Origin of the sequence: Salinivibrio sp. IB574 (assembly GCF_001996205.1) — a bacterium.
Lineage (GTDB): Bacteria > Pseudomonadota > Gammaproteobacteria > Enterobacterales > Vibrionaceae > Salinivibrio > Salinivibrio proteolyticus.
On record NZ_MUFN01000015.1, the window covers coordinates 91,477 to 113,796 of the forward strand.

The 22,320-nt window shown below is 50.6% G+C and carries 24 protein-coding genes, 1 tRNA gene and 1 pseudogene; all 26 read right to left on the bottom strand.

What is annotated here, in order from left to right; all coding sequences use genetic code 11:
* Nucleotide 1: 1 nt before the first annotated feature.
* Nucleotides 2-226, bottom strand: a pseudogene (locus BZJ17_RS09315) (3-oxoadipyl-CoA thiolase); the annotation flags it as partial.
* A 558-nt stretch (nucleotides 227-784) separates the two neighbouring features.
* A tRNA-Gln gene (locus BZJ17_RS09320) sits at nucleotides 785-859 on the bottom strand.
* A 119-nt stretch (nucleotides 860-978) separates the two neighbouring features.
* The gene (glmU, locus tag BZJ17_RS09325; protein ID WP_077640529.1) at nucleotides 979-2,337 is read right to left on the bottom strand and encodes a bifunctional UDP-N-acetylglucosamine diphosphorylase/glucosamine-1-phosphate N-acetyltransferase GlmU; all 1,359 of its coding nucleotides are present in this window, start codon (nucleotides 2,335-2,337) and stop codon (nucleotides 979-981) included.
* A gap of 156 nt (nucleotides 2,338-2,493) precedes the next feature.
* Nucleotides 2,494-2,916 (bottom strand): F0F1 ATP synthase subunit epsilon, encoded by a 423-nt coding sequence (locus BZJ17_RS09330; RefSeq protein WP_069590703.1) that lies wholly within the window; start codon nucleotides 2,914-2,916, stop codon nucleotides 2,494-2,496.
* A 19-nt stretch (nucleotides 2,917-2,935) separates the two neighbouring features.
* The gene (atpD, locus tag BZJ17_RS09335) at nucleotides 2,936-4,339 is read right to left on the bottom strand and encodes a F0F1 ATP synthase subunit beta (RefSeq protein ID WP_077640530.1); all 1,404 of its coding nucleotides are present in this window, start codon (nucleotides 4,337-4,339) and stop codon (nucleotides 2,936-2,938) included.
* 36 nt (nucleotides 4,340-4,375) lie between these two features.
* The gene (gene atpG / locus BZJ17_RS09340; protein ID WP_069590707.1) at nucleotides 4,376-5,242 is read right to left on the bottom strand and encodes a F0F1 ATP synthase subunit gamma; all 867 of its coding nucleotides are present in this window, start codon (nucleotides 5,240-5,242) and stop codon (nucleotides 4,376-4,378) included.
* Nucleotides 5,243-5,288: 46 nt separating this feature from the next.
* On the bottom strand, nucleotides 5,289-6,830 hold the full coding sequence (gene atpA, locus BZJ17_RS09345) for a F0F1 ATP synthase subunit alpha (RefSeq protein WP_077640531.1): 1,542 nt from the start codon (nucleotides 6,828-6,830) through the stop codon (nucleotides 5,289-5,291).
* Between the two features lie 16 nt (nucleotides 6,831-6,846).
* Nucleotides 6,847-7,380, bottom strand: a complete 534-nt coding sequence (gene atpH, locus BZJ17_RS09350; RefSeq protein ID WP_069590710.1) for a F0F1 ATP synthase subunit delta — start codon at nucleotides 7,378-7,380, stop codon at nucleotides 6,847-6,849.
* 15 nt (nucleotides 7,381-7,395) lie between these two features.
* The gene (gene atpF / locus BZJ17_RS09355; protein ID WP_069590712.1) at nucleotides 7,396-7,866 is read right to left on the bottom strand and encodes a F0F1 ATP synthase subunit B; all 471 of its coding nucleotides are present in this window, start codon (nucleotides 7,864-7,866) and stop codon (nucleotides 7,396-7,398) included.
* 52 nt (nucleotides 7,867-7,918) lie between these two features.
* On the bottom strand, nucleotides 7,919-8,170 hold the full coding sequence (atpE, locus tag BZJ17_RS09360) for a F0F1 ATP synthase subunit C (protein ID WP_025672872.1): 252 nt from the start codon (nucleotides 8,168-8,170) through the stop codon (nucleotides 7,919-7,921).
* Nucleotides 8,171-8,245: 75 nt separating this feature from the next.
* Complete coding sequence (gene atpB, locus BZJ17_RS09365) at nucleotides 8,246-9,034, bottom strand: F0F1 ATP synthase subunit A (protein WP_069590714.1); 789 nt, start codon at nucleotides 9,032-9,034, stop codon at nucleotides 8,246-8,248.
* An 8-nt stretch (nucleotides 9,035-9,042) separates the two neighbouring features.
* Nucleotides 9,043-9,432: a F0F1 ATP synthase subunit I gene (locus BZJ17_RS09370; protein WP_069590716.1), complete on the bottom strand. Its 390-nt coding sequence runs from the start codon at nucleotides 9,430-9,432 to the stop codon at nucleotides 9,043-9,045.
* 180 nt (nucleotides 9,433-9,612) lie between these two features.
* Nucleotides 9,613-10,503 carry a ParB/RepB/Spo0J family partition protein gene (locus BZJ17_RS09375; RefSeq protein WP_069590718.1) on the bottom strand — a complete coding sequence of 297 codons (891 nt, stop codon included), beginning with the start codon at nucleotides 10,501-10,503 and terminating at the stop codon, nucleotides 9,613-9,615.
* 8 nt (nucleotides 10,504-10,511) lie between these two features.
* A complete protein-coding gene (locus BZJ17_RS09380) occupies nucleotides 10,512-11,309 on the bottom strand; it encodes a ParA family protein (protein WP_069590720.1) in 798 nt (265 codons plus the stop codon).
* A 13-nt stretch (nucleotides 11,310-11,322) separates the two neighbouring features.
* On the bottom strand, nucleotides 11,323-11,949 hold the full coding sequence (rsmG, locus tag BZJ17_RS09385) for a 16S rRNA (guanine(527)-N(7))-methyltransferase RsmG (RefSeq protein WP_077640532.1): 627 nt from the start codon (nucleotides 11,947-11,949) through the stop codon (nucleotides 11,323-11,325).
* Nucleotides 11,950-13,839, bottom strand: a complete 1,890-nt coding sequence (gene mnmG, locus BZJ17_RS09390) for a tRNA uridine-5-carboxymethylaminomethyl(34) synthesis enzyme MnmG (RefSeq protein ID WP_077456646.1) — start codon at nucleotides 13,837-13,839, stop codon at nucleotides 11,950-11,952.
* A 393-nt stretch (nucleotides 13,840-14,232) separates the two neighbouring features.
* Nucleotides 14,233-14,685, bottom strand: a complete 453-nt coding sequence (gene mioC / locus BZJ17_RS09395; RefSeq protein WP_069590725.1) for an FMN-binding protein MioC — start codon at nucleotides 14,683-14,685, stop codon at nucleotides 14,233-14,235.
* A 10-nt stretch (nucleotides 14,686-14,695) separates the two neighbouring features.
* A complete protein-coding gene (locus BZJ17_RS09400) occupies nucleotides 14,696-15,850 on the bottom strand; it encodes a GGDEF domain-containing protein (protein WP_077640533.1) in 1,155 nt (384 codons plus the stop codon).
* A gap of 150 nt (nucleotides 15,851-16,000) precedes the next feature.
* Entirely contained in the window at nucleotides 16,001-17,365 is a 1,365-nt protein-coding gene (mnmE, locus tag BZJ17_RS09405; RefSeq protein ID WP_077456640.1) for a tRNA uridine-5-carboxymethylaminomethyl(34) synthesis GTPase MnmE, read from the bottom strand.
* 98 nt (nucleotides 17,366-17,463) lie between these two features.
* The gene (gene yidC, locus BZJ17_RS09410; protein WP_069590731.1) at nucleotides 17,464-19,077 is read right to left on the bottom strand and encodes a membrane protein insertase YidC; all 1,614 of its coding nucleotides are present in this window, start codon (nucleotides 19,075-19,077) and stop codon (nucleotides 17,464-17,466) included.
* 2 nt (nucleotides 19,078-19,079) lie between these two features.
* The gene (gene yidD / locus BZJ17_RS09415; RefSeq protein ID WP_077456636.1) at nucleotides 19,080-19,340 is read right to left on the bottom strand and encodes a membrane protein insertion efficiency factor YidD; all 261 of its coding nucleotides are present in this window, start codon (nucleotides 19,338-19,340) and stop codon (nucleotides 19,080-19,082) included.
* Complete coding sequence (gene rnpA / locus BZJ17_RS09420) at nucleotides 19,292-19,663, bottom strand: ribonuclease P protein component (protein WP_077640534.1); 372 nt, start codon at nucleotides 19,661-19,663, stop codon at nucleotides 19,292-19,294. The genes yidD and rnpA overlap by 49 nt, the downstream gene beginning before the upstream one ends.
* 13 nt (nucleotides 19,664-19,676) lie before the next feature.
* Nucleotides 19,677-19,811, bottom strand: coding sequence for a 50S ribosomal protein L34 (rpmH, locus tag BZJ17_RS09425; protein ID WP_025672864.1), 135 nt, complete (start codon nucleotides 19,809-19,811; stop codon nucleotides 19,677-19,679).
* A gap of 222 nt (nucleotides 19,812-20,033) precedes the next feature.
* Nucleotides 20,034-20,780 carry an amino acid ABC transporter ATP-binding protein gene (locus BZJ17_RS09430; RefSeq protein WP_077480191.1) on the bottom strand — a complete coding sequence of 249 codons (747 nt, stop codon included), beginning with the start codon at nucleotides 20,778-20,780 and terminating at the stop codon, nucleotides 20,034-20,036.
* Entirely contained in the window at nucleotides 20,777-21,448 is a 672-nt protein-coding gene (locus BZJ17_RS09435; RefSeq protein WP_069590737.1) for an amino acid ABC transporter permease, read from the bottom strand. Before BZJ17_RS09435 ends, BZJ17_RS09430 begins: the two co-directional genes overlap by 4 nt.
* 57 nt (nucleotides 21,449-21,505) lie before the next feature.
* On the bottom strand, nucleotides 21,506-22,258 hold the full coding sequence (locus tag BZJ17_RS09440) for an amino acid ABC transporter substrate-binding protein (protein ID WP_077640535.1): 753 nt from the start codon (nucleotides 22,256-22,258) through the stop codon (nucleotides 21,506-21,508).
* Nucleotides 22,259-22,320 lie beyond the last annotated feature (62 nt).

A 22,320-nucleotide genomic window follows, 5' to 3' on the forward strand; every position in this document is an offset into this window, starting at 1 on the left:
ATTACACGCGTTCAATGATCATTGCCATGCCTTGGCCGACCCCGATGCATAAACTGCACAGTGCATAACTTCCCTTTTGCTGGGTGAGTTGATTCATAGCCGTACCAATCACCCTTGCGCCACTCATGCCCAGTGGGTGACCCAGAGCAATCGCGCCGCCATTGGGGTTGAGCCGCGGATCGTCGCTTTCAATCCCAAGGTGCTGAACCACTAGGTTCTCCGCAGCTTCTGGCATTGAACAGGTGCCGTACATCAGATCTAACTTGTTATTTATAAAACGCCGGCCTATCAATCACAGAATTCGACGTTGAGAGTAGTATTCCCGCACCGGTGATGTTTAGGTGAGTTTCGCCCGGTTTGATGGCTGTGCTGCGTTAGCAAAGCCTTCATCCAAGACGTACAAAGTCGGTTTACAACTGAGTCTGGAGCTTAGGTTTTCAATTCTGCCAGCAAGTATCTCTCCCACTATAAATATAAAAAATTGAAGTCATGTCCCCAAAAAACGGTGACAAAATAGAATTTATTTTTATGAAAACAACCGTATAGGCATCACACGCGCAAATCAAAATCCTCGATGGTGGTAATCACCCAATCGTATGAGAGCAAGACCAGATCACTTGGCCTTAGTCGTGGAATACTTATTGCCTCTGTTCGTAAGTAGACGGGGAGAAACGTTGTTAGGATGAGTTGGATCGGAGTGAACATCGACAAGCTGGAAAATAACGCGGAACGCTTTTTATGTCCCTAAACGCAAAAAAGCCCACATGATGTGGGCTTTTTTATATGGCTGGGGTACCAGGATTCGAACCTGGGAATGACGGGATCAAAACCCGTTGCCTTACCGCTTGGCGATACCCCAACTGAGGCGCGTATACTAGGCTGGTTTTTATCGGGAGTCAACACCTGATTTTACCAACCGCGCAAGTTTTAGCCGCTTGCGTGAAAAAGCCGTTGATACGCGCTCAACAGACAGTGATTTTACTGTTTTTTCGGCCGTTGCCAAGCCTCAATTGTCCTTGGTTTGGCGCGAGTGATGATAAGTTGACCATCGGAGACGTCTTTGCTGATGGTACTACCCGCTCCGACGGTCACTCCTTCGCCAATCACCACAGGTGCCACCAGCTGAGAGTCCGAGCCGATAAAGGCATTGTCTTTAATTACGGTTTTATGTTTATTGGCGCCATCGTAATTGCAGGTGATCACCCCAGCACCAATATTCACGCCGCGCCCTACCTCTGTATCACCCAGATAAGTCAGGTGATTGGCTTTCGACCCTTCCCCTAAGCGAGACTTTTTCATTTCCACAAAGTTGCCGACATGCGCATCGCGAGCCAGCTCAGCCCCCGGACGCAACCGCGTAAACGGACCGACTGTGCACTCTTCCCCAACGCAGGCCCCTTCAATGACGCTGTACGGGCGCACTAATGTATTGTCATCAATCTCACAATCAATCAGCACACTGCCAGCACCGATGGTCACGTTATCCCCTAGGGTGACATTGCCTTCGATGATCACGTTGGCGTCAATGGTGACATCCAGCCCGCATTGCAGTTGGCCACGCAAATCAAAGCGCGTAGGGTCGATGAGCATCACGCCACTAAGTAATAACTGTTCAGCCTGCATTTTTTGATATTCCCGCTCAAGGCGTGAAAGTTGCAGACGATTATTCACCCCTTCCACTTCAATCGCATTCACAGGGTGCACAGCTTGAATCGTGCGGCCTTGTTGATGTGCAAGCGCAATCACATCGGTGAGATAAAACTCACCTTGCGCGTTATTGTTATCAAGCTGCGATAACCAGTGACGCAAGTCACGTCCTGTCGCCACCAGCACACCGGTATTGATTTCAGTGATGGCAAGCTGGCTATCAGTGGCATCTTTTTGCTCAACAATCGCGACCACTTCCCCGTTTTCACGCACAATACGGCCATAACCGGTCGGATCGTTTTGATGCACCGTTAATAGACCAATCCCGCCCTCAGGCTGTCCTTCAAGCAAACGGGTTAAGGTTTGCTCTGAAATCAAAGGCACGTCGCCATACAGCACCAAAACCTGCTCATCATCACGAAAATGCGGCGCCGCCTGCTGTACCGCATGACCAGTCCCCAATTGCTCTGCTTGCAAACACCAGTTCACATCGCTATCAGCAAGCACCTGCTTCATGGTATCGCCACCATGACCGTAAACCAGATGAATCGACGCGGCGCCTAGCCCTTGGCAAGTGTCAATCACATGTTTCACCATAGGTTTACCGGCGAGAGTATGAAGCACTTTGGGAGTATTAGAATACATACGCGTGCCTTTTCCGGCCGCAAGAATTACTGCACTGTATTGCATAGTCTTTCCGTGATAAGAGAGATGAGTTGTCTATGATATTGCGCTTAGTGTAACGCGTTTTGGCTTGCGAGCGAATCGCCGCCGAAATAGTACACTTGTACAGGCAATAAAAAAGCGACGCCAACGCGTCGCTTTTATTTCACCGTGAGCGCCTGATTAACGCTTATGCTTGGTCAGCTCGATCACTCGAAGCTTCGCAATCGCCTTAGCCAGGTCACTGGCCGCCTGAGCAAAGTCGATGTCACCGTGCTGATTATGGATTCGCTCCTCAGCGCGGCGCTTCGCTTCTTCTGCCTTGGCTTGGTCTAGCTCTTCACCCCGAATTGCCGTATCAGCCAGCACAGTCACTGTGCCAGGCTGTACTTCAAGGGTACCGCCAGAAAGATAAATGATCTCTTCGCTACCGCCTTGTTTGACGATGCGAACCATACCAGGCGTGATAGCGGTCAGCAGCGGTGTGTGTCCTGCGTGAATACCCAGTTCACCTTCGCTACCGGTCACCTGAATGTGCTCGGCACGGCCAGAGAACAATTGTCGCTCTGCGCTGACCACATCCAGATGGAAGGTTATCGCTGCCATATCGCCTCCTACTCAAGCCTTACAGGTTTTTCGCTTTTTCGAGCACTTCGTCGATGTTACCGCAGTACAGGAATGCCTGTTCTGGGATATCGTCGTACTCACCACTGAGCAGGCCTTTGAAGCTTGCAATGGTATCTTTCAGCGAAACATAGACACCTGGTTGGCCGGTGAAGACTTCTGCAACGTGGTAAGGCTGAGTCAAGAAACGCTCAATCTTACGTGCACGTGCAACAGTCAGTTTGTCATCTTCAGACAACTCGTCCATACCCAGGATGGCAATGATGTCTTTCAGCTCTTTATAGCGCTGAAGCACAGACTGTACGCCACGTGCCACATCATAGTGGTCCTGACCAACCACCAATGGGTCCAACATACGCGATGTTGAGTCCAATGGGTCGATCGCTGGGTACATACCCATAGACGCGATGTTACGTGACAGAACAACGGTTGCATCCAAGTGAGCAAACGTGGTTGCTGGTGACGGGTCAGTCAAGTCATCCGCAGGCACGTAAACCGCCTGTACCGAGGTGATAGAACCGGTACGGGTTGAGGTAATACGCTCTTGCAGCACACCCATCTCTTCAGCCAGTGTTGGCTGGTAACCTACTGCCGATGGCATACGACCCAATAGGGCGGATACTTCAGTACCGGCAAGGGTATAGCGATAGATGTTATCGATGAAAAGCAGTACGTCACGGCCGTCATCACGGAATTTTTCCGCCATGGTCAAACCGGTCAGTGCAACACGCAGGCGGTTACCTGGTGGCTCGTTCATCTGACCATATACCATGGCCACTTTTGACTCTTCGGGCTTCTCAATGTTTACAACACCCGCTTCCTGCATCTCGTAGTAGAAGTCGTTACCCTCACGAGTACGCTCACCTACACCGGCGAATACAGACAGACCTGAGTGTTGCAGTGCGATGTTGTTGATAAGCTCCATCATGTTAACGGTCTTACCTACACCAGCACCACCAAACAGACCGATTTTACCGCCTTTCGCAAACGGACAGATAAGGTCGATAACCTTTACACCCGTTTCCAAAAGCTCAGTCGCGCTTGACTGTTCTTCGTAGCTTGGCGCTTCACGGTGGATAGAGTAACGCTCTTTCTCACCGAGATCGCCACGCTCATCAATCGCATCACCCAGCACGTTGACGATACGGCCGAGGGTTTCTTCACCCACAGGGACTTCGATTGATTTACCTGTATTTTCTACTTCGATTCCACGACGTAGACCATCAGATGAGCCCATAGCAATGGCACGGACTACGCCACCACCTAGCTGCTGCTGAACTTCCAGCACCAGACGCTCGCCTTCACGTTTCACATTCAACGCATCATATACCTGAGGTACTGCGTCTTGTGGAAACTCTACGTCGACTACCGCACCGATGATCTGAACGATCTTACCTGTAGCCATCGTTATTCCTCTAAACTAGTTCGTTAACCCTTGCCTTTACACCGCGCTTGCGCCAGAAACAATTTCTGACAGCTCTTGGGTGATCGCAGCCTGACGGGCTTTGTTGTAGACCAATTGCAGATCATCAATCAGATTTCCTGCATTATCAGTCGCAGCTTTCATCGCCACCATACGTGCCGCTTGCTCACTGGCGAGGTTCTCAACCACACCTTGATACACCTGTGATTCCGCATAACGGATCAATAGGGTATCGAGCAACGGCTTTGGCTCAGGCTCATAGATATAATCCCAAGCATGGCTGCGCTGCATTTCCTCGTCGTCTGACTTTGGCAAAGGCAGCAATTGATCGATCACTGGGGTCTGCACCATGGTGTTTTCAAACTTGTTGAAAACCAAGTACAAGCGGTCCAGCTCACCTTCATCATATTTTTTCAGCATCACCCCAACGGTACCGATGAGGTCTTCCAGTGCTGGGGTATCACCCAGACCAGACACTTGCGCCACTACATTACCGCCGTAGCTGTTGAAGAAAGCTGTCGCTTTAGCGCCCACTAAGGCTAAGTCAATCTCAGCCCCTTTTTGGGTCCAGCTTTCCATGTCACTGATAGCGCTTTTGAACATATTGATGTTCAAGCCACCACACAGCCCACGGTCTGTAGAAATGATGATGTAACCAACGCGCTTGGCTTCCCGCTCTTCCAAATACGGATGGCGGTACTCCAAGTTACCCAGTGCAAGATGACCGATCACTTTGCGCATAGTGACAGCGTATGGACGTGACGACTCCATGGCTTCTTGCGTTTTACGCATTTTGGAGGCTGCCACCATTTCCATCGCTTTAGTGATCTTCTGTGTGTTTTTCACACTTCCGATCTTATTACGAATCTCTTTTGCGCCGGCCATAGTTACTCTCCGTTAGTGGGCGACCACCTAAGTGGTCACCTACGTTTTACCAAGTCTGGGTCGCTTTGCAATCTTCCAACAGCTTTTTCAGCTGTGCTTCAACTTCATCGTTATAAGCACCAGACTCATCGATCTGAGCCGCTAGGTCAGCGTACTGACTCTTGGCAAAGGCCAGCAGAGAGCGCTCAAAATCACCGATTTTGTTCAACTCAACGTCTGCTAGGAAGCCTTTTTCCGCAGCGAAAATCACCAGCGCCTGCTCAAACACAGACATAGGTGCATATTGCATCTGCTTCATCAGCTCGGTCACTTTCTGACCGTGGTCCAATTGCTTCTTAGTAGCATCATCCAGATCGGAAGAGAACTGAGCGAACGCCGCAAGTTCACGATACTGTGCAAGCGCGGTACGAATACCACCAGACAGTTTTTTCATGATCTTGGTTTGCGCAGAACCACCAACACGCGATACCGAAATACCTGGATCAACCGCTGGACGGATACCTGCGTTAAACAGCTCAGTTTGCAGGAAGATCTGACCATCAGTGATCGAGATAACGTTGGTCGGTACGAATGCAGATACGTCACCCGCTTGGGTTTCAATGATAGGGAGTGCGGTCAACGAACCGGTCTTTCCTTTCACTTCACCCTTAGTGAACTGCTCAACATAGTGCGCATTAACACGTGCCGCACGTTCTAGAAGACGTGAGTGCAAGTAGAAAACGTCACCTGGGAAAGCTTCACGGCCTGGTGGACGACGTAGCAGCAGCGAGATCTGACGATATGCAACAGCCTGCTTAGACAGGTCATCGTAAACAATCAGGGCATCTTCACCGCGGTCACGGAAGTACTCACCCATTGCACAACCCGCGTAAGGCGCGAGGTATTGCAATGCTGCTGCTTCAGACGCTGAAGCCACCACCACAATGGTGTTTTTCAGTGCGTCATGCTCTTCCAGTTTGCGCACTACGTTCGCAATGGTCGACGCTTTTTGGCCGATCGCAACGTAGATAGAGTAAATACCAGAGTCTTTCTGGTTGATAATGGCATCGATCGCCAGCGCGGTTTTACCGGTTTGGCGGTCACCGATGATCAGCTCACGCTGACCACGGCCGATTGGGATCATCGAGTCAACCGCTTTATAGCCGGTTTGAACAGGTTGATCGACCGATTGACGTGCGATAACACCAGGAGCAATCACTTCGACTGGCGAAGTGGTTTTGGTTTCGATCGGACCTTTACCGTCGATCGGCTCACCCAGTGTATTCACAACGCGACCCAGGAGTTCAGGGCCAGTCGGAACTTCAAGAATGCGACCTGTACCGGTCACTTTCATGCCTTCTTGCAGGTCCGCATAAGGACCCATCACAACCGCACCCACTGAGTCACGCTCAAGGTTCAATGCAAGTGCATAGCGGTTGCCAGGCAGTTCAATCATTTCACCTTGCATAGCATCAGCAAGGCCGTGGATGCGAATGATACCGTCGCTGACTGACACGATGGTACCTTCGTTACGCGCTTCACTTACAACGTCGAATTTCTCGATACGCTGCTTGATCAGATCGCTTATTTCCGTGGAATTAAGTTGCATGCTCCAATTCCCCAAATCAAGACTGCAATGCATCGCTCAGACGGCGCATACGGCCGCTTACTGAGTTATCGATGACCAAGTCTCCAGCTCGAATCACAACCCCGGCAACCAGGGCTTCGTCTACACTACAGTTCAGCTTTACTTTGCGCTCAAGACGCGCGGCGAGCTTGTCACTGATGGCTTGTTGTTGCTCTTCGGAAAGAGCCGTCGCCGAAATCACTTGGACTTCCGCTTCTTTTTCCAGATCGCGGCGCATGGCCAGGAACTGTTCACAAACCTCAGGCAGGGCTTTTAAGCGCTGGTTCTCTGCCATTACCTTAATCAGGTTCTGGCCGAACGTGTTGAGCTGATCGCCACCAACTGCGATAAATAATTCCGCTAACTTGTCAGCGGAATAGGAGGCGTCCAGCATATGTTGGACGCGCTCATCACGGGCAATCTCAGCAGTAAAGGCGAGCATTTCTGCCCATTGGGACAGCTCGCCTTTTTCTACCGCAAAATCAAAGGCTGCTTTCGCGTAGGGGCGAGCGATTGTTGTCAGTTCAGACATTGCTGCCCCTCCTTATTACAGTTCTGCAGTGATTTTATCGAGAAGATCTTTATGAGCATTCTCATCAATAGAACGCTCAATAATTTTCTCGGCACCAATAACAGCGAGCGATGCAACTTGCTTACGCAGCTCATCGCGAGCACGGTTACGCTCTGCTTCCAACTCGGCTTTACCCTGATTCAGGATATTGTCGCGCTCAGCAGCCGCTTCAGCACGCGCCTCGTCGAGGATTTGTGCTTTGCGTTTGTTCGCCTGCTCGATGATGTCAGTTGCAGCGCGCTTCGCTTCTTTCATTTGCTCAGAAGCATTTGCCTGGGCCAAATCCAGGTCTTTGGCAGCGCGATCCGCCGCCGCGAGTCCGTCAGCAATTTTCTTCTGACGCTCCTCAATCGCTTGCATCAGTGGTGGCCATACATATTTCATGCAGAACCACACAAAGATTGTGAATGCGATTGCCTGGCCTAGCAGAGTTGCGTTGATATTCACAACAGCGCCTCCTTAATCATTAGCTAAAGGGTCTGTTCAGCTACTAGCCAGATTACAGTTGACCTACAAATGGGTTCGCGAAAGTGAACAGCAGTGCGATTACGATACCGATCATTGGTACGGCGTCCAGAAGACCCGCGATGATGAACATCTTCACTTGCAGCATAGGAGCCATCTCAGGTTGACGTGCTGCACCTTCAAGGAATTTACCACCCAGCAGGGCGAAACCAATCGCGGTACCTAGGGAAGCAAGACCTACAATGATGCCCACGGCAATTGCAGAAAAGCTCAATAAAGTTTCCATCACTATCTCCAGTTTTCGTTGTCGGCGTAAACGCCAATAATGACTAACAAATTGCTTACTAACTAAAAAATGTCATCAATGATCTGAGTCTTCGTGTGCCTGCGAGAGATACACGATGGTCAACATCATAAAGACAAAGGCTTGAATTGTAATGACTAGAATGTGGAAGATTGCCCACGGCACAGAACCCAGCCATTGCGCCCACCACGGCAGCAATGCCGCGATAAGAATAAATACCACCTCACCGGCAAACATGTTACCGAACAGACGCATCCCAAGAGAAATCGGTTTCGCCAGCAGCGAGACGACTTCCAACAGGAGGTTGAACGGGATCATGATAGGGTGATTGAACGGGTGCAGAGCCAGCTCTTTTGCAAAGCCGCCTAGGCCCTTAATCTTGATGCTGTAGAAAATCATCAAGAAGAACACGCCCAGCGCCATTGCAAGGGTGATATTTACGTCTGCAGTTGGCACTACTTTCAAGTAAGGAATGCCTAACCAATGTTCCGCCGGATACGGTAGAAAATCGATGGGGATTAAGTCCATCGTATTCATCAGGAATATCCAAACGAAGATAGTCAGGGCCAAAGGTGCAATCAGTGGATTTCGTCCGTGGAAGGTTTCGCGAACGTTATCATCAACGAACTCAACCAAGATTTCGACGAAACACTGAAGCTTACCTGGGACACCTGTCGATGCTTTCTTTGCCACCGATCGGAAGATGCCTAGGAAGACGATACCGATGAGGACAGAGAAAAACAGGCTATCAATGTGAACCGCCCAAAATCCTTCACCCACTGACAAATTAGTCAGGTGGTGAGAGATGTAGCTAGACGGTGTAAGCGCATCACCTGACGCAGCCATAACTCATCCTATTTGTTGTTGTTAATGAATAAAACTGGCGCGAGGATGTTAATCCCTAATGCCAGCAAATAGGCCAGTTTGAGGGGAACGAGTTCCACCTCGATATACAGGTAAGCAAGGACAAACAGGACGACGGTCAGTGAAATTTTTAACACTTCACCGCTGAAGAAGGACGCGACTACAAATTTTGCAGCTCTTGCCCCACTAAAAAGGAAAGCACACGACGCAAATGCAGCATTGGCAATCACAAAGATGCCGCCGCCGATCAGCGCGGATTTTCCCCAGTCGACATTGATAGCGAGTGCCATCACGCTTGCCGTTGCTAATACGACGCCAGCTTGCAAAAGCACCAATTTTGTCGCGATAACACGACCCGGCCGCGCGAGCGTCGATACCATGTATTTGTTCCTCGATTCCGTTCCACTTAGCACTGTTGCCGTGCTGGGAAAACAGCGAAAATTATACGTTTCACCCCAGCTAATGCAATCGCATCGATGTAAAAAAGCGGGGAAAATTTTACAACAGAGTAACCTGATCACAGTAAGCGCTTTTATGTAACAAAAAGCGAATGGCACGGGTCACACTTCTTCGTCGAAAATTGCAAGAATTTGCGCTAACTTGTCAGATTCTTCGAAATTGATCACCAATTTACCACTACCATTTTTCTGTTGTGTTAATGCCACTTTCACCCCAAGCTTGTCACCGAGGCGCTGCTGCAGTGCCTCTACTTCAGGTGATAATTCTGGCCTTTTCGCTTCAACTTGCGGTGAAAGCATTTTTTTCACCAGTTTTTCTATCTGGCGGACGGTCATTTTTTTGTTGACGGCAGTCAGTGCCGCATCAATTTGCGCGTCTCCTTCCAACGCCAGCAGGGCACGTGCGTGGCCCATCTCGAGTTGTTTGTTAAGCAGCAGTTGTTTTACCCCAGACTCTAACCCATTCAAGCGCAATAAGTTGCTGATGGTAGTGCGAGATTTACCAAGCGATTCAGCCAGTTGCTGGTGGGTGAGTGAGAAGTCATTGACCAAGCGTTCAAGCGCTTGAGCTTCTTCCATCGCGTTCAAATTTTCGCGTTGGATATTTTCAATCAACGCCACCGCACTGGCGACTTTGTCACTCATCTCACGGACCAAGCAGGGCACTTTGGCCAAACCGGCTTGCTTTGCTGCTCGCCAGCGACGTTCGCCAGCAATAATTTCGTACTGCCCGTTTTCAGCGTGGCGAACCACGAGGGGCTGAATAATACCTTGAGCGCGAATGGATTCGGTTAACTCTTCCAGCGCCTCTTCCGCCATATCTTGGCGTGGCTGGTAAAGACCCGGCACCAACGCCGATACCGACAATTGCTGCAATTCGCTATTGCTCGCATCGGTGGATTCAGGTTCGGATGTATAACGAGACTGAGCTTGTGCACTGGTCGCCAACAAGGCATCCAGGCCCTTTCCAAGACCGCGTTTCGCTGAATTCATTGTGTTCCTCAGGCATTGACAGCGTCGGCAGAAGCGCGCGATTGCTCTTCTCGACGCAGAATTTCACCCGCAAGGGCTAGGTAGGCTTTGGCACCACTGGATAACTTGTCATAGTACATGGCGGGTCGGCCATGACTTGGCGCTTCCGCGAGCCGCACATTGCGGGGAATCACAGTACGATACACCTTATCACCGAAGTGTTTTTTGATCTGATCCGATACTTCGGTCGCTAATCGGTTTCTTGGGTCGTACATGGTGCGCAATACACCTTCAACATGAAGGTCGGCGTTCACGACGCTAGCCAGTTTACTGATGGTATCCATCAATGCAGTGAGCCCTTCCAACGCAAAATATTCACATTGCATGGGGACGAGTACCGAGTTTGCCGCGGTCATCGCATTGATGGTAAGGAGGTTCAAAGACGGGGGACAGTCGATAAAAATGTAATCGTAGCGTGCAACTACAGGCTCAAGCATGGTGCGTAAGCGCACTTCACGGGCAAACACTTCCATCAACTTGATTTCTGCTGCGGTGACATCACCGTTCGCCGCAATCAGGTCATAGCCGCCAGACGTATCGCTGACCACCACTTGTTCAAACGGGGCTTCTTCAACCAGTAGATCGTAGGCGGTGGCATGGACATCGTATTTATCCACACCACTGGCCATGGTCGCGTTCCCTTGTGGGTCAAGGTCGATAAGTAGCACCTTGCGATTAGTGGCTGCCAGCGATGCCGCTAAGTTGACACTCGTGGTGGTTTTACCCACACCGCCTTTTTGGTTTGCTACCGCGATAACTTTACCCACGTGCCTATGACCTCTACTCGTTAGTCTTTGCTCTCAAGATTACTAGATGACGCGCCCCTTCCAATCCCGGCACCTTCAAAGCTTTGATATCGGTCACAGAACAATCAGTCGGCAGGGCATCTAGCTCCTGTTGGTCCACCTGTCCTTTCAAGGCGTAAAACAGCCCACGCGCATGAGGAAGGTGATGACACCAACTCACCATGTCATTCATCGACGCAAACGCGCGACTTAGCACACCATCAAACCCGGTTTCAGGGATAAACGCTTCGACACGGCTTTGTACCGGCGTCACATTGTCGATACCAAGTTCATGCAGTACTTGGCGAATAAAACGAATCCGCTTACCTAAGCTGTCGAGCAAGGTGAACTGTTTATCTGGGTTGGCGATGGCCAGAGGGATCCCAGGTAAACCCGGTCCTGTTCCGACATCAATAAAGCGTTCACCCTCCAAGTGTGGTGATACCACCAAACTATCAAGGATATGTTTCACCACCATGTCTTCTGGGCGACGAACCGAGGTTAAGTTATAGGCTTTGTTCCACTTGTCGAGCAAGCCTACATAATCAAGCAGCTGCTGTTGTTGCGACGGAGAAAGCGCAAGGCCGGCTTTCGCCAGCCCTTGTTGAAGTTGCTGTTGCATTTAGGCTCCTTTTTTGAGCATGCCGTGCTTTTTCAAATGCACCAGCAAAATCGAAATGGCCGCCGGCGTGACACCTGAGATACGCGATGCTTTACCGATCGTTTCCGGACGCGCGTCTTGTAGCTTGCCACGAACTTCGTTTGAAAGGCCTTTGATCTGCATGTAATCAAGATCAAATGGGATCACGGTATTTTCATGGCGTTGCGACTTTTCGATCTCGTCTTGCTGACGTTCGATATAGCCGGCGTATTTCACTTGGATCTCAACTTGCTCGCTAGCTTGAACATCGTCATGCGCCGGACCAAAGGTCGGCAACGAGACGATATTTTCATAGCGTAGCTCTGGGCGACGGAGTAAATCTTCTCCGTTTGCTTCACGCGTCAGCGGTGTTTTCAGCATGGCATTGAGCGCATGGACATCGTCTGAGTGAGGATGAATCCAAGTACCACGCAGACGCTGACGCTCTTGCTCCATGTTTTCCATTTTTTGGTTGAAGCGAGCCCAGCGCACATCGTCTACCAGTCCCAGCTCACGCCCTTTTTCGGTTAAGCGCATATCGGCGTTATCTTCACGCAACAGCAAACGGTACTCGGCGCGCGAGGTAAACATCCGGTAAGGCTCTTGAGTGCCCATGGTGGACAAGTCGTCAATCAACACGCCCATGTAAGCTTGATCGCGACGTGGGCTCCATCCTTCTTTGCCTTGAGCTTGTAACGCGGCATTACAACCGGCCAACAACCCTTGTGCTGCGGCTTCTTCATAGCCGGTAGTACCATTGATTTGTCCCGCAAAGAACAAACCGTGGATAAATTTGGTTTCCAGAGTGTGCTTGAGATCGCGCGGATCGAAAAAGTCATACTCAATCGCGTAGCCTGGGCGGATCACGCGCGCATTCTCAAACCCTTTGATCGAGTGGATGATCCCCATTTGCACATCAAACGGTAAGCTGGTGGATATCCCATTTGGATACAGCTCAGTGCTGGTTAACCCTTCCGGCTCGACGAAAATTTGGTGTTTGTCTTTGTCCGCAAAACGCATCACCTTGTCTTCGATCGACGGGCAATAACGTGGGCCAATACCTTCAATCACCCCAGCATACATCGGGCTGCGATCAAGATTAGCGCGAATGACATCGTGGGTTTTTTCATTGGTGTAGGTGATGTAGCACGGAACTTGCTGTGGGTGCTCAGACACATCCCCTAAAAATGAAAACACCGGACAAGGAGTATCCCCGTGTTGGGTTTGCATCACACTAAAATCAACCGAGCGAGCATCGATACGTGGCGGAGTACCGGTTTTTAGGCGATCCACCCGAAATGGCAAGGCACGTAAGCGATCCGCGAGTTTGTTTGACGGTGGATCCCCAGCACGACCACCGGCATAGTTATCCAGTCCAATATGGATTTTACCGCCAAGGAAGGTTCCCACGGTCAAGACCACGGTAGTGGCACTGAATTTGAGCCCCATTTCGGTCTCGACGCCAGTGACACGATCTTGGTCGACGATCAAATCCACCACGGCTTGTTGGAACAGTGACAAATTTGGCGTGTTTTCAAGGGTATGACGAATGGCTGCCTTGTACAGTGCACGGTCTGCTTGAGCACGTGTCGCGCGCACCGCTGGACCTTTCGACGCATTGAGGGTTCGAAATTGGATCCCGCCTTTATCAATGGCTTGCGCCATCGCACCGCCTAACGCATCGATCTCTTTTACCAGGTGTCCTTTCCCGATCCCACCGATCGCTGGGTTGCACGACATCTGACCCAACGTATCAATGTTATGGGTCAATAACAGCGTTTTTTGGTTCATCCGTGCTGCGGCTAGTGCCGCTTCGGTACCAGCATGGCCACCACCAACAACGATGACGTCAAAGTGATCCTGGTAAAACATGATTAAAGCCTCAACCTGGGTAAGTGTGTGAGCATGAACTAAGCAAAAGGGGCGACATTCTAGCGCTTTTTCCGCCAACAGTGAACCAAACCTTGATCAAGATCGTCTCTGGGCGTTAGCTATATATAAATAAGATCTTTATATAGATCTTTTGTTAGATCTTTTATTAGGGAAGACGATCTTTGTGGGTAACTGGAAAAAGATCATAGAGATCAAGGATCTTAAAACGATCACTTGTTGTGGGCGGCCTTGGATCCGATCCTGTATCACCTGGGATCAAAATGGCATGTTATCCACAATGGTAGGGAAGGGGTAAAACTATTAAATGGATAACTAAAGGAAGATCACTGGGTTATTCCTTAGTTATCCACAGATTAAATGGTTAAATAATGCTCACTTGATTTTGTGGATCAAGGGTTCCCACTCGGTAAACCAACGTTCCGCTTCATCCTCAGGGACCGGATGCGCTTGAATATCAATATCGATCCGTTCCCCGACTTTGACGGCGCCAAGGTCTTGTAACAAGGCATCGGCCTTCATGCCCGCCTCGCAGAAGGTGTCATAGCTTGAGTCCCCAATGCCGACCACACCGTAATGGAGATCGCGCAGCATTGGCCGTTCGCTCATTAACTGCTCCATCAGAGGCGCGATGCTATCTGGAAAGTCGCCAGCCCCATGGGTGGACGTGACGATCAATAATGTACTGGCGCTTAGTACATCATCGAGGATCCCTTCATTGACGACGTGGGCCTGATGGCCTTTTGCTTGCAGGAGATCGGCAAGGTGATCACCGACATATTCTGCACCACCGAGCGTACTGCCGGTGATGATGGTTACATTTGCCATACTGTCCTCATTATTCACGGTTATCGCGACTAGTATTTCGGCAGTTGGGTTCAGAGTCAATCGATGAAGGTGTTGCAAAATCAGGGGCGTTGCTGGGTTGGCAAACAATTTGATTACCCCCTGCGAATTTGGCGTCTGTCATCGCCCGAGTGGCTTGATCAATCAAGGGAATAGCGTAGATTTTTCCTTCCATTTGTTGCACCAAGCCAATCGATACAGTGAGCGCACAAGCGCCGCCAGCAAAGGTAAAAGGCGTTTCCGCAATGGCCTGTCGGCACTGAGCGGCCCAATGGGGAGCGGCTAAACAAGCTTGTCCCGCTAACATAACCAAAAACTGATCGGCATGGGTGCGGCTGATGATGGCGTCATGCGGTAGGTGGCGAGTGAGAAGTTGGGCGGTAAATTGAAGGAGCTGATCACCCGTATCACGGCCATATCGCCAATTAAGAGATTGAAAACCATCGAGATTGATGCACAGAACGGCCAGCGGATTGTCTGAGGTCGCGCGACCGTGCTGCGCGACACATTGGTAGAAATAGCTGGCGCTCCACGTTTGGGTAAGGGCATCACGTTGAATCTGCTGACGGGCTTGGCGATTAATGGCATATAAATCAAATAAATAAAAATCCATGAGTACTACGGACAGTGCGACAAACACCAATACCACACTTAAATAGAGGGTCTGTGCGTGGAGGCTAGAGAGATAAACTAACGGCGTGGGAGCGGGAAGCACTTGCGCGGCGAACATCAACGCGATGGCGCCCAATGCGAGTCCGTAGCGAGCAAAGCGCTCTGTGGGCTCAAAGACTAAAACCACCACGGTCGGTACCACCAGCAGCAACAGCTCGTTTTGGCTGTTCGCATCCAGTACCCAGTAAGACATCACAAACTGTTGGGCAAAGAACACCCCAAAGAGCCAATAGCGCGCAATCGACCAACGACCCGCTGCCATTATCCCCCATACGCCCGCATACAAGCCTGCGTAGAGGAGGTTGTGCCACGCGGCGATGAGGCTTTGAAAGGCAAACCAATAGAGCGCGGAGAAGATAAGTGTGCCGAGCACACAAATAAGCCCTAACAGATTGATCATTCGAATCTGATGGCGCATGAGTTGGTTCTGACGGGTTAAACCGATCGATAAGATCGGATTTAAGGATGAGAGCATTTCACCTCCAGCTAGACGCTCTATTAACGTAGCAGATCGTGGTGAAAACTGTGGGGATAAGTCAGGATCTTAGTCTGAGGATAACCGCGATCAGCGCCGCCAGAATAAGGGATCCTCGCGATAAGGATCCCTTGAAGGAGCTGGGGATAATTATTTTCCGATACAGAAAGAGGAGAAAATTTTGCCCAGCAAATCGTCAGCTGTGAACTCACCGGTAATGGTGTTGAGGTGTTGCTGGGTTAAGCGCAATTCCTCGGCAAGGATTTCGCCTGCCATATAGCCTTCTAGCTGCGCTTGGCCGATGTCGAGATGGTGTGCGGCGTTGGCGAGTGCATCCAGATGACGACGACGTGCCATAAAACTGCCTTCGCTGCCTCCAGCATAGCCCATACAGGCTTTTAGATGCTGGCGTAAAGCATCAACGCCTTCTCCGGTTTTGGCACTCAAGCGGATTAGTGCAGGCTCACTGACTGCACACAAACCGAGTGGCTCTTCAGTGATATCGGCTTTGTTGCGGATCACCGTCATCCCCATGCCCTCGGGTAAGCGAGAGACAAATTCTGGCCAAATTTGGGCCGGGTCGGTCGCCGTGGTTGTGGTGCCATCGACCATAAACAATACCCGATCGGCGTGTTCGATTTCACTCCAGGCACGTTCAATCCCAATCCGCTCCACTTCATCCGAGGCATCCCGTAAGCCGGCAGTATCGATGATATGCAGTGGCATACCGTCAATGTGAATATGTTCACGGAGCACATCGCGGGTGGTGCCTGCGATTTCGGTGACAATCGCGCTCTCTTTACCGGAAAGGGCATTGAGCAAGCTGGATTTACCGGCATTCGGGCGTCCGGCAATGACCACCTTCATCCCGTCGCGCATAATCGCCCCTTGATTGGCTTCTTTACGCAACAGGGCGAGACGCTCAATGATATGCCCAAGATCGCTGGCCACTTTACCGTCAGAGAGAAAATCAATCTCTTCATCAGGAAAGTCGATGGCCGCTTCCACATACATGCGCAGATGAATCACTTTTTCGACCAGTTGGTTGACCTGCTTGGAAAAGGCCCCTTGCAGGGACTGCAACGCAGAGCGAGCCGCTTGTTCTGAGCTGGCATCGATTAAATCGGCGATTGCTTCAGCCTGGGCTAAATCCAGTTTATCGTTTAAGAAGGCGCGCTCGGAGAATTCACCGGGGCGGGCTGCTCGCACGCCGTCAAAGGCGCTGATTCGCTGAATAAGCATGTCCATGATCACCGGGCCACCGTGACCTTGCAGCTCTAGAACATCTTCACCTGTGAATGAATTGGGGCCTTTAAAGAATAAGGCAATGCCTTGATCGATAGGTTGACCTTCTTGATCGAGAAAAGGCAAATAATCCGCACGACGAGGCACTAACTCGCGTCCCGTCATTTTTGTACCAATCTCATGAGCGAGAGGGCCGGACACGCGGACAATCCCTACGCCGCCGCGGCCTGTTGCTGTGGCTTGTGCCACGATAGTGTCGGTTTGAGCCATATTGCGCACTCTTGATGTCGGTGACAGGCCTAAAGGCCGTAAACGTGAAAAAGGCGACCGCGAGGTCGCCTTTTTATTATTGCTTGACGCGGCCTAACTTACGAGCGGGAATGAAGGCCTTTTTTCTCCAGCGATTTGTAAATCAAGGTTTGCTGGATAAGCGTCACGATGTTCGATACCAACCAGTATAGAACCAGACCGGATGGGAAGAACAAGAAGAAGAAGGTAAAGACCACGGGCATAAAGGTCATGATCTTCTGCTGCATAGGATCAGTGACTGTGGTTGGGCTCATCTTCTGGATCAGGAACATAGAGGCGCCCATCAGAATTGGCAGCACGTAGTAAGGGTCTTGTGCCGACAAGTCTTGAATCCAGCCAAAGAAAGGTGCATGGCGCAGTTCAACTGACTCCATCAGTGCCCAATAAAGCGCAATGAAAATAGGCATTTGCAGTACCAGCGGTAAACAGCCACCCAAGGGGTTCACTTTTTCACGCTTGTAAAGCTCCATCATTTCTTGGCTCATGCGCTGACGATCGTCACCGATACGCTCTTTCATTTCTTGCAGCTTAGGCTGCAGCATGCGCATTTTCGCCATCGAGGTGTACTGCGCTTTGGTCAGTGGGTACATGGCACCACGGACAATGAAAGTCAGCATGATAATTGCGATACCCCAGTTGCTGACGAAGGTTTGAATCGTCGAGAGCAACCAGTGTAGCGGCTTAGCGATAAACCACAGCCAGCCATAGTCGACTACCAAGTCTAGGCTTGGCGCCACCGCGGCCATTTGCTCTTGCAGTTTCGGACCAACCCACAAGGTTGCGGTGAGCGTTTTACTGGTGCCTGCTGCAATGGTATCGCTGGTTTTGGTTTGGATATAACCATACTGGGCGGTAGTACGGGTGCTCAGCACATTATTGTCCGCACGTGGGATCCACGCGGTAGCAAAGTAGTGCTGGATCATCGCTGCCCAACCTTGGTTAAACGTCACATTCAAGTTTTTGCTTTGCATGTCATCAAAGCTGTATTTTTCGTAACGTTTATCGTCGGTAGAGTACGCGCCACCACGGTAGGTTGGCATGGTTAAGCTACCGCCATCGTCCAGCAGGTTTTGTTTTAGCTGGGTGTACATGGTGACACTGGCGTTGGCATCGGTTTGGTTATCGATGGTGTGCTCCACATCCACCGCATAGCTGCCACGCTTAAGCACAAAGGTTTTGGTGTACGTGATCCCGTCTTTTTCAACCGTCATTGGCACGCGCAGGGTGTCTTGGTCGTCAGAGAGGGTAAAGGTGTTTTGCGCCACCTGATACTGTGCACGGCCTTGCGCAGTATCAATACCATTGGCACCAATTAAACCGCTTTGCGCCACAAAGGTATGATCGGGCTTGGTGTGCAGCAGCGTGAAAGCATTGTCAGAGTTGAGCTCCGCATCGTACTGAGGCAGCTCGGCGTGCACAACATCACCGCCTTGTGTATCCACTTTAAGTGTTAATACATCGGTTTTGATGGTGACGAGCTTGTCAGAGACAGGCTGTGCATCGAGAGACGTGGTATCGCCATTGTCGCTGCTAGGCACGTCACTGTGAGTGGTTTGCTGCTGCTCAACGCCCTGTCCCTGCGGCTGCGGGGATTCTGGTTTGTTCCATTCCATGTACAGCATGAAAGAAACGAACAATAGGGCAATCAACAGGATATTACGTTGGGAATCCATTGTTAATTGTCTCTGTTATGGTGGTCGCAAGGCGGCACGGGATCGTAACCGCCATCATTCAAAGGGTGGCATTTTAATAGACGTTTGCCTGCCAACCAACACCCTTTTATCACACCATGGGATTGAATCGCCATGATGGCATAGTGGGAACAGGTTGGTGTAAACCGGCATCGTGGCCCAATCAATGGGCTGATCACCAGTTGATATCCCCGAATCAGCGCGATGAGCGCTTTTTGCGCGGCGGTCGCGACAAACGTTGCCATAACTTGTCCAATTCGTCTCGCAGCGCTTGATTGCTTAGGTCGTTGGCACTTTTTTTCGCGATCACCACAAAATCTTTCGCCGGCAGTTGATGCTGACGTAAACGAAAGCTCTCGCGAACCACACGTTTAAAGCGGTTGCGATCAACGGCAAGTTTGATTTGCTTTTTCGGAACAGCTTGACCGAGACGTGGGTGGTCGAGCGAGTTAGATCGGGCGAGTATGGTTAAGTGCGGCGAACCTGCGCGATGCGGTTGCTGGAAGACGGCACTGAAATGTTCGGGAGTTAGCAGACGTAACTCCCGAGGATAAGCGAGCCTATTCACAAATCACTGCGGATTATTTAGAAAGCTGCTTGCGGCCTTTCGCACGGCGAGCGGCAATGACCTTACGGCCGTTCTTAGTCGCCATGCGCGCACGGAAACCGTGAGTGCGCTTACGCTTTAGAACTGAAGGTTGAAAAGTGCGTTTCATGGTTTCTACCTTTATTACTGATCAGTGTTAGGTTTGTTAACCCGACGTGGGAGGTTAGCAACAGGCAATACCTTAGCCAATGTCTCCGACGCCTCTCAACAAAGAGGGCGGATTGTAGCCATTGACTAACGATTAGTCAATCACTAAACCGATGCCACTCCGGGCCGGGAATTATAAGCGCTCAGTCAGAGATCGCAAGGATCCTTCGTTTACGATCGCCAGTTAAGACGCGATCCCGACTTGATTCAAAAACTTATGCAAGCGTGGATCGGCGCAGTGATTAAACAGCCAATCCGGTGTGCCTTGGGCTATGATGTGACCGTCATTCATAAACACCACGCGGTCAGCAACATCGCGAGCAAACTGCATCTCGTGAGTGACCACCAGCATGGTTTGATGGCGTGTGGCGAGCTTTTTCATCAACGCCAATACTTCGCCAACCCACTCTGGGTCTAATGCAGAGGTAGGCTCATCGAAAAGCAGTAATTCGGCCTCAAGTGCCATCGCTCGGCCAATGCCAACCCGTTGTTGCTGTCCACCCGATAAGGAAGCGGGGTAATGGTCTCCTTTATCACCCAAGCCTATGTCGTCGAGAATTTGTTGCGCGCGCTGACGTGCTGCCTCTTTAGACCAGCCTTTTACCGTTCGCAACCCTTCGGCGATATTGTCTCGTGCCGTGAGGTGAGCAAATAAGGCATAATTTTGAAACACAAAGCCTGTCTGGCGCCGCAACGCCAAAATCGCCTGTTTACGGGTGCTTGCATCGCCACTATCAACACGCTGATCGCCGATACTGATCACCCCTTGCTCCGCGCGTTCTAGGAAGTTAATACAACGCAATAGGGTAGATTTTCCCGTACCGCTCGGACCAATAATACACACGATTTCGCCACGCTCGATGGTCAAATCGATGCCATCAAGTACTGCGACGCCTTGGTAGACTTTTTTAAGCTTTTCTATCTTAATCATCGTTGGTACGCCTTATTAAGATGGCTTTCTGCCCAAAGTTGCACTCGGGTCAAAGCGACCACAACCGCCCAGTAGATCAGTGCGACCGCCAAATAGGCTTCGAAGAATTTAAAGCTCGACGACGCTTCCATCTGCGCCTTCGCCATGATTTCTGCCACCCCGAGGGTAAAGGCGAGTGATGTGGCTTTGATCATATCGATGAAGTAATTCATCAGCGAGGGAAGTGCGATCCGTGCTGCCTGTGGTAACACAATGCGCTGCATGGCTTGGCGAGTCGTCATGCCAATGGCCAGACTGGCTTCCATTTGGCTGCGATCCACGCTGGTAATGGCGGCACGAATTGACTCGGCCATATAAGCAGAAAAGTGTAAGCTGATCCCGATCACCGCGGCTGTGAAAGCATCCATTCCGACTAACGCGGGGATGACCTGAGGCAGACCGTAATACAGTAAAAATAGCTGAACTAAAAGTGGTGTACCGCGAAAGAAACTAATAAACAGTTGCGCGAGGCCATTGAAAACCGGTAGGCGAAACACGCGGATCAGTGCAATCGTCACTGCCAAAATCAGTGCAAACACTAATCCCCACACCGCCATCTCTAACGTGATCCCCAGATACTTCAGCAGTAACGGGAACAGAGAGGCCATATAGTCAAAATCAAACGCCATGTCTGTCCTTTAGATACACAGACCCGCCAAAGCGGGCCTATTTATGTGAGTAAATACTTACTTTTTAGTGACGTCGCCGCCAAACCACTTAACAGAAATCTGTGCCAAGGTACCATCTTCTCGCATGGCTGAGAGGGCGGTGTTCACTTCATCACGTAGGCGCTGACCGCGTGCTGAGTCGACAAATGGCCAAGCATTGGCAATGGTTTCAAACGGTTGTCCGGCCAGTTGAAGTGGCAAGCCCGATTCTTTAATCAGCTGCATGGCTGACAGGCGATCCATCACAAACGCATCGGCCCGACCGAGGGCGACATCGTGTTCAATCCCGGTCTCGTAGGTTTTAATGTCGATATCTTCGGCTGCCGAGTGTTCGCGCAACAATTGCTCGAAGTTCGAGCCAAGGTTTACTGCAACGGTTTTGCCTTTCAGATCAGCCACGGACTGAATCGTGTCATTGCCTTTACGAACCGTGATCTGTGCGCCGTCGACCACATACGGGTCGGTGAACAAATAGGTTGCCTGACGCTCGTCGGTGATGGTGATTTGGTTAGAAATGGTGTCGATGCGCCCGGTTTGTAACAGACCAAACAGGCCAGAGAAGTTAGCGGTCACATACTCGACTTGGTAGTCATTGCGGCGGCCAATCTCATCCCAAAGGTCAACTTCAAACCCTTGCAGCTGGTCTTGCTTCACAAAGGTGAAAGGGAAATAGCGCCCAGACATCCCCACTTTCACGGTTTCTTTGGCGAACGCGGGCACTGAAATCACCATGCTCACACTTAGCAAGGTGCTCAAGATCCATTTACTCATGACAACACTCCGTAATGATAACTTCAATAATAGGACGCGTATCATAGAAGTGAACGATCACT

Bases quoted from the DNA above. Each gene is read 5' to 3' on its own strand.
- glmU (WP_077640529.1), bottom strand. From the start codon at position 2,337: ATGCAATACAGTGCAGTAATTCTTGCGGCCGGAAAAGGCACGCGTATG.
- BZJ17_RS09330 (WP_069590703.1), bottom strand. From the start codon at position 2,916: ATGGCAGCGATAACCTTCCATCTGGATGTGGTCAGCGCAGAGCGACAA.
- atpD (WP_077640530.1), bottom strand. From the start codon at position 4,339: ATGGCTACAGGTAAGATCGTTCAGATCATCGGTGCGGTAGTCGACGTA.
- atpG (WP_069590707.1), bottom strand. From the start codon at position 5,242: ATGGCCGGCGCAAAAGAGATTCGTAATAAGATCGGAAGTGTGAAAAAC.
- atpA (WP_077640531.1), bottom strand. From the start codon at position 6,830: ATGCAACTTAATTCCACGGAAATAAGCGATCTGATCAAGCAGCGTATC.
- atpH (WP_069590710.1), bottom strand. From the start codon at position 7,380: ATGTCTGAACTGACAACAATCGCTCGCCCCTACGCGAAAGCAGCCTTT.
- atpE (WP_025672872.1), bottom strand. From the start codon at position 8,170: ATGGAAACTTTATTGAGCTTTTCTGCAATTGCCGTGGGCATCATTGTA.
- atpB (WP_069590714.1), bottom strand. From the start codon at position 9,034: ATGGCTGCGTCAGGTGATGCGCTTACACCGTCTAGCTACATCTCTCAC.
- BZJ17_RS09370 (WP_069590716.1), bottom strand. From the start codon at position 9,432: ATGGTATCGACGCTCGCGCGGCCGGGTCGTGTTATCGCGACAAAATTG.
- BZJ17_RS09375 (WP_069590718.1), bottom strand. From the start codon at position 10,503: ATGAATTCAGCGAAACGCGGTCTTGGAAAGGGCCTGGATGCCTTGTTG.
- rsmG (WP_077640532.1), bottom strand. From the start codon at position 11,949: ATGCAACAGCAACTTCAACAAGGGCTGGCGAAAGCCGGCCTTGCGCTT.
- mnmG (WP_077456646.1), bottom strand. From the start codon at position 13,839: ATGTTTTACCAGGATCACTTTGACGTCATCGTTGTTGGTGGTGGCCAT.
- mioC (WP_069590725.1), bottom strand. From the start codon at position 14,685: ATGGCAAATGTAACCATCATCACCGGCAGTACGCTCGGTGGTGCAGAA.
- BZJ17_RS09400 (WP_077640533.1), bottom strand. From the start codon at position 15,850: ATGCTCTCATCCTTAAATCCGATCTTATCGATCGGTTTAACCCGTCAG.
- mnmE (WP_077456640.1), bottom strand. From the start codon at position 17,365: ATGGCTCAAACCGACACTATCGTGGCACAAGCCACAGCAACAGGCCGC.
- yidC (WP_069590731.1), bottom strand. From the start codon at position 19,077: ATGGATTCCCAACGTAATATCCTGTTGATTGCCCTATTGTTCGTTTCT.
- yidD (WP_077456636.1), bottom strand. From the start codon at position 19,340: ATGGCAACGTTTGTCGCGACCGCCGCGCAAAAAGCGCTCATCGCGCTG.
- rpmH (WP_025672864.1), bottom strand. From the start codon at position 19,811: ATGAAACGCACTTTTCAACCTTCAGTTCTAAAGCGTAAGCGCACTCAC.
- BZJ17_RS09430 (WP_077480191.1), bottom strand. From the start codon at position 20,780: ATGATTAAGATAGAAAAGCTTAAAAAAGTCTACCAAGGCGTCGCAGTA.
- BZJ17_RS09435 (WP_069590737.1), bottom strand. From the start codon at position 21,448: ATGGCGTTTGATTTTGACTATATGGCCTCTCTGTTCCCGTTACTGCTG.
- BZJ17_RS09440 (WP_077640535.1), bottom strand. From the start codon at position 22,258: ATGAGTAAATGGATCTTGAGCACCTTGCTAAGTGTGAGCATGGTGATT.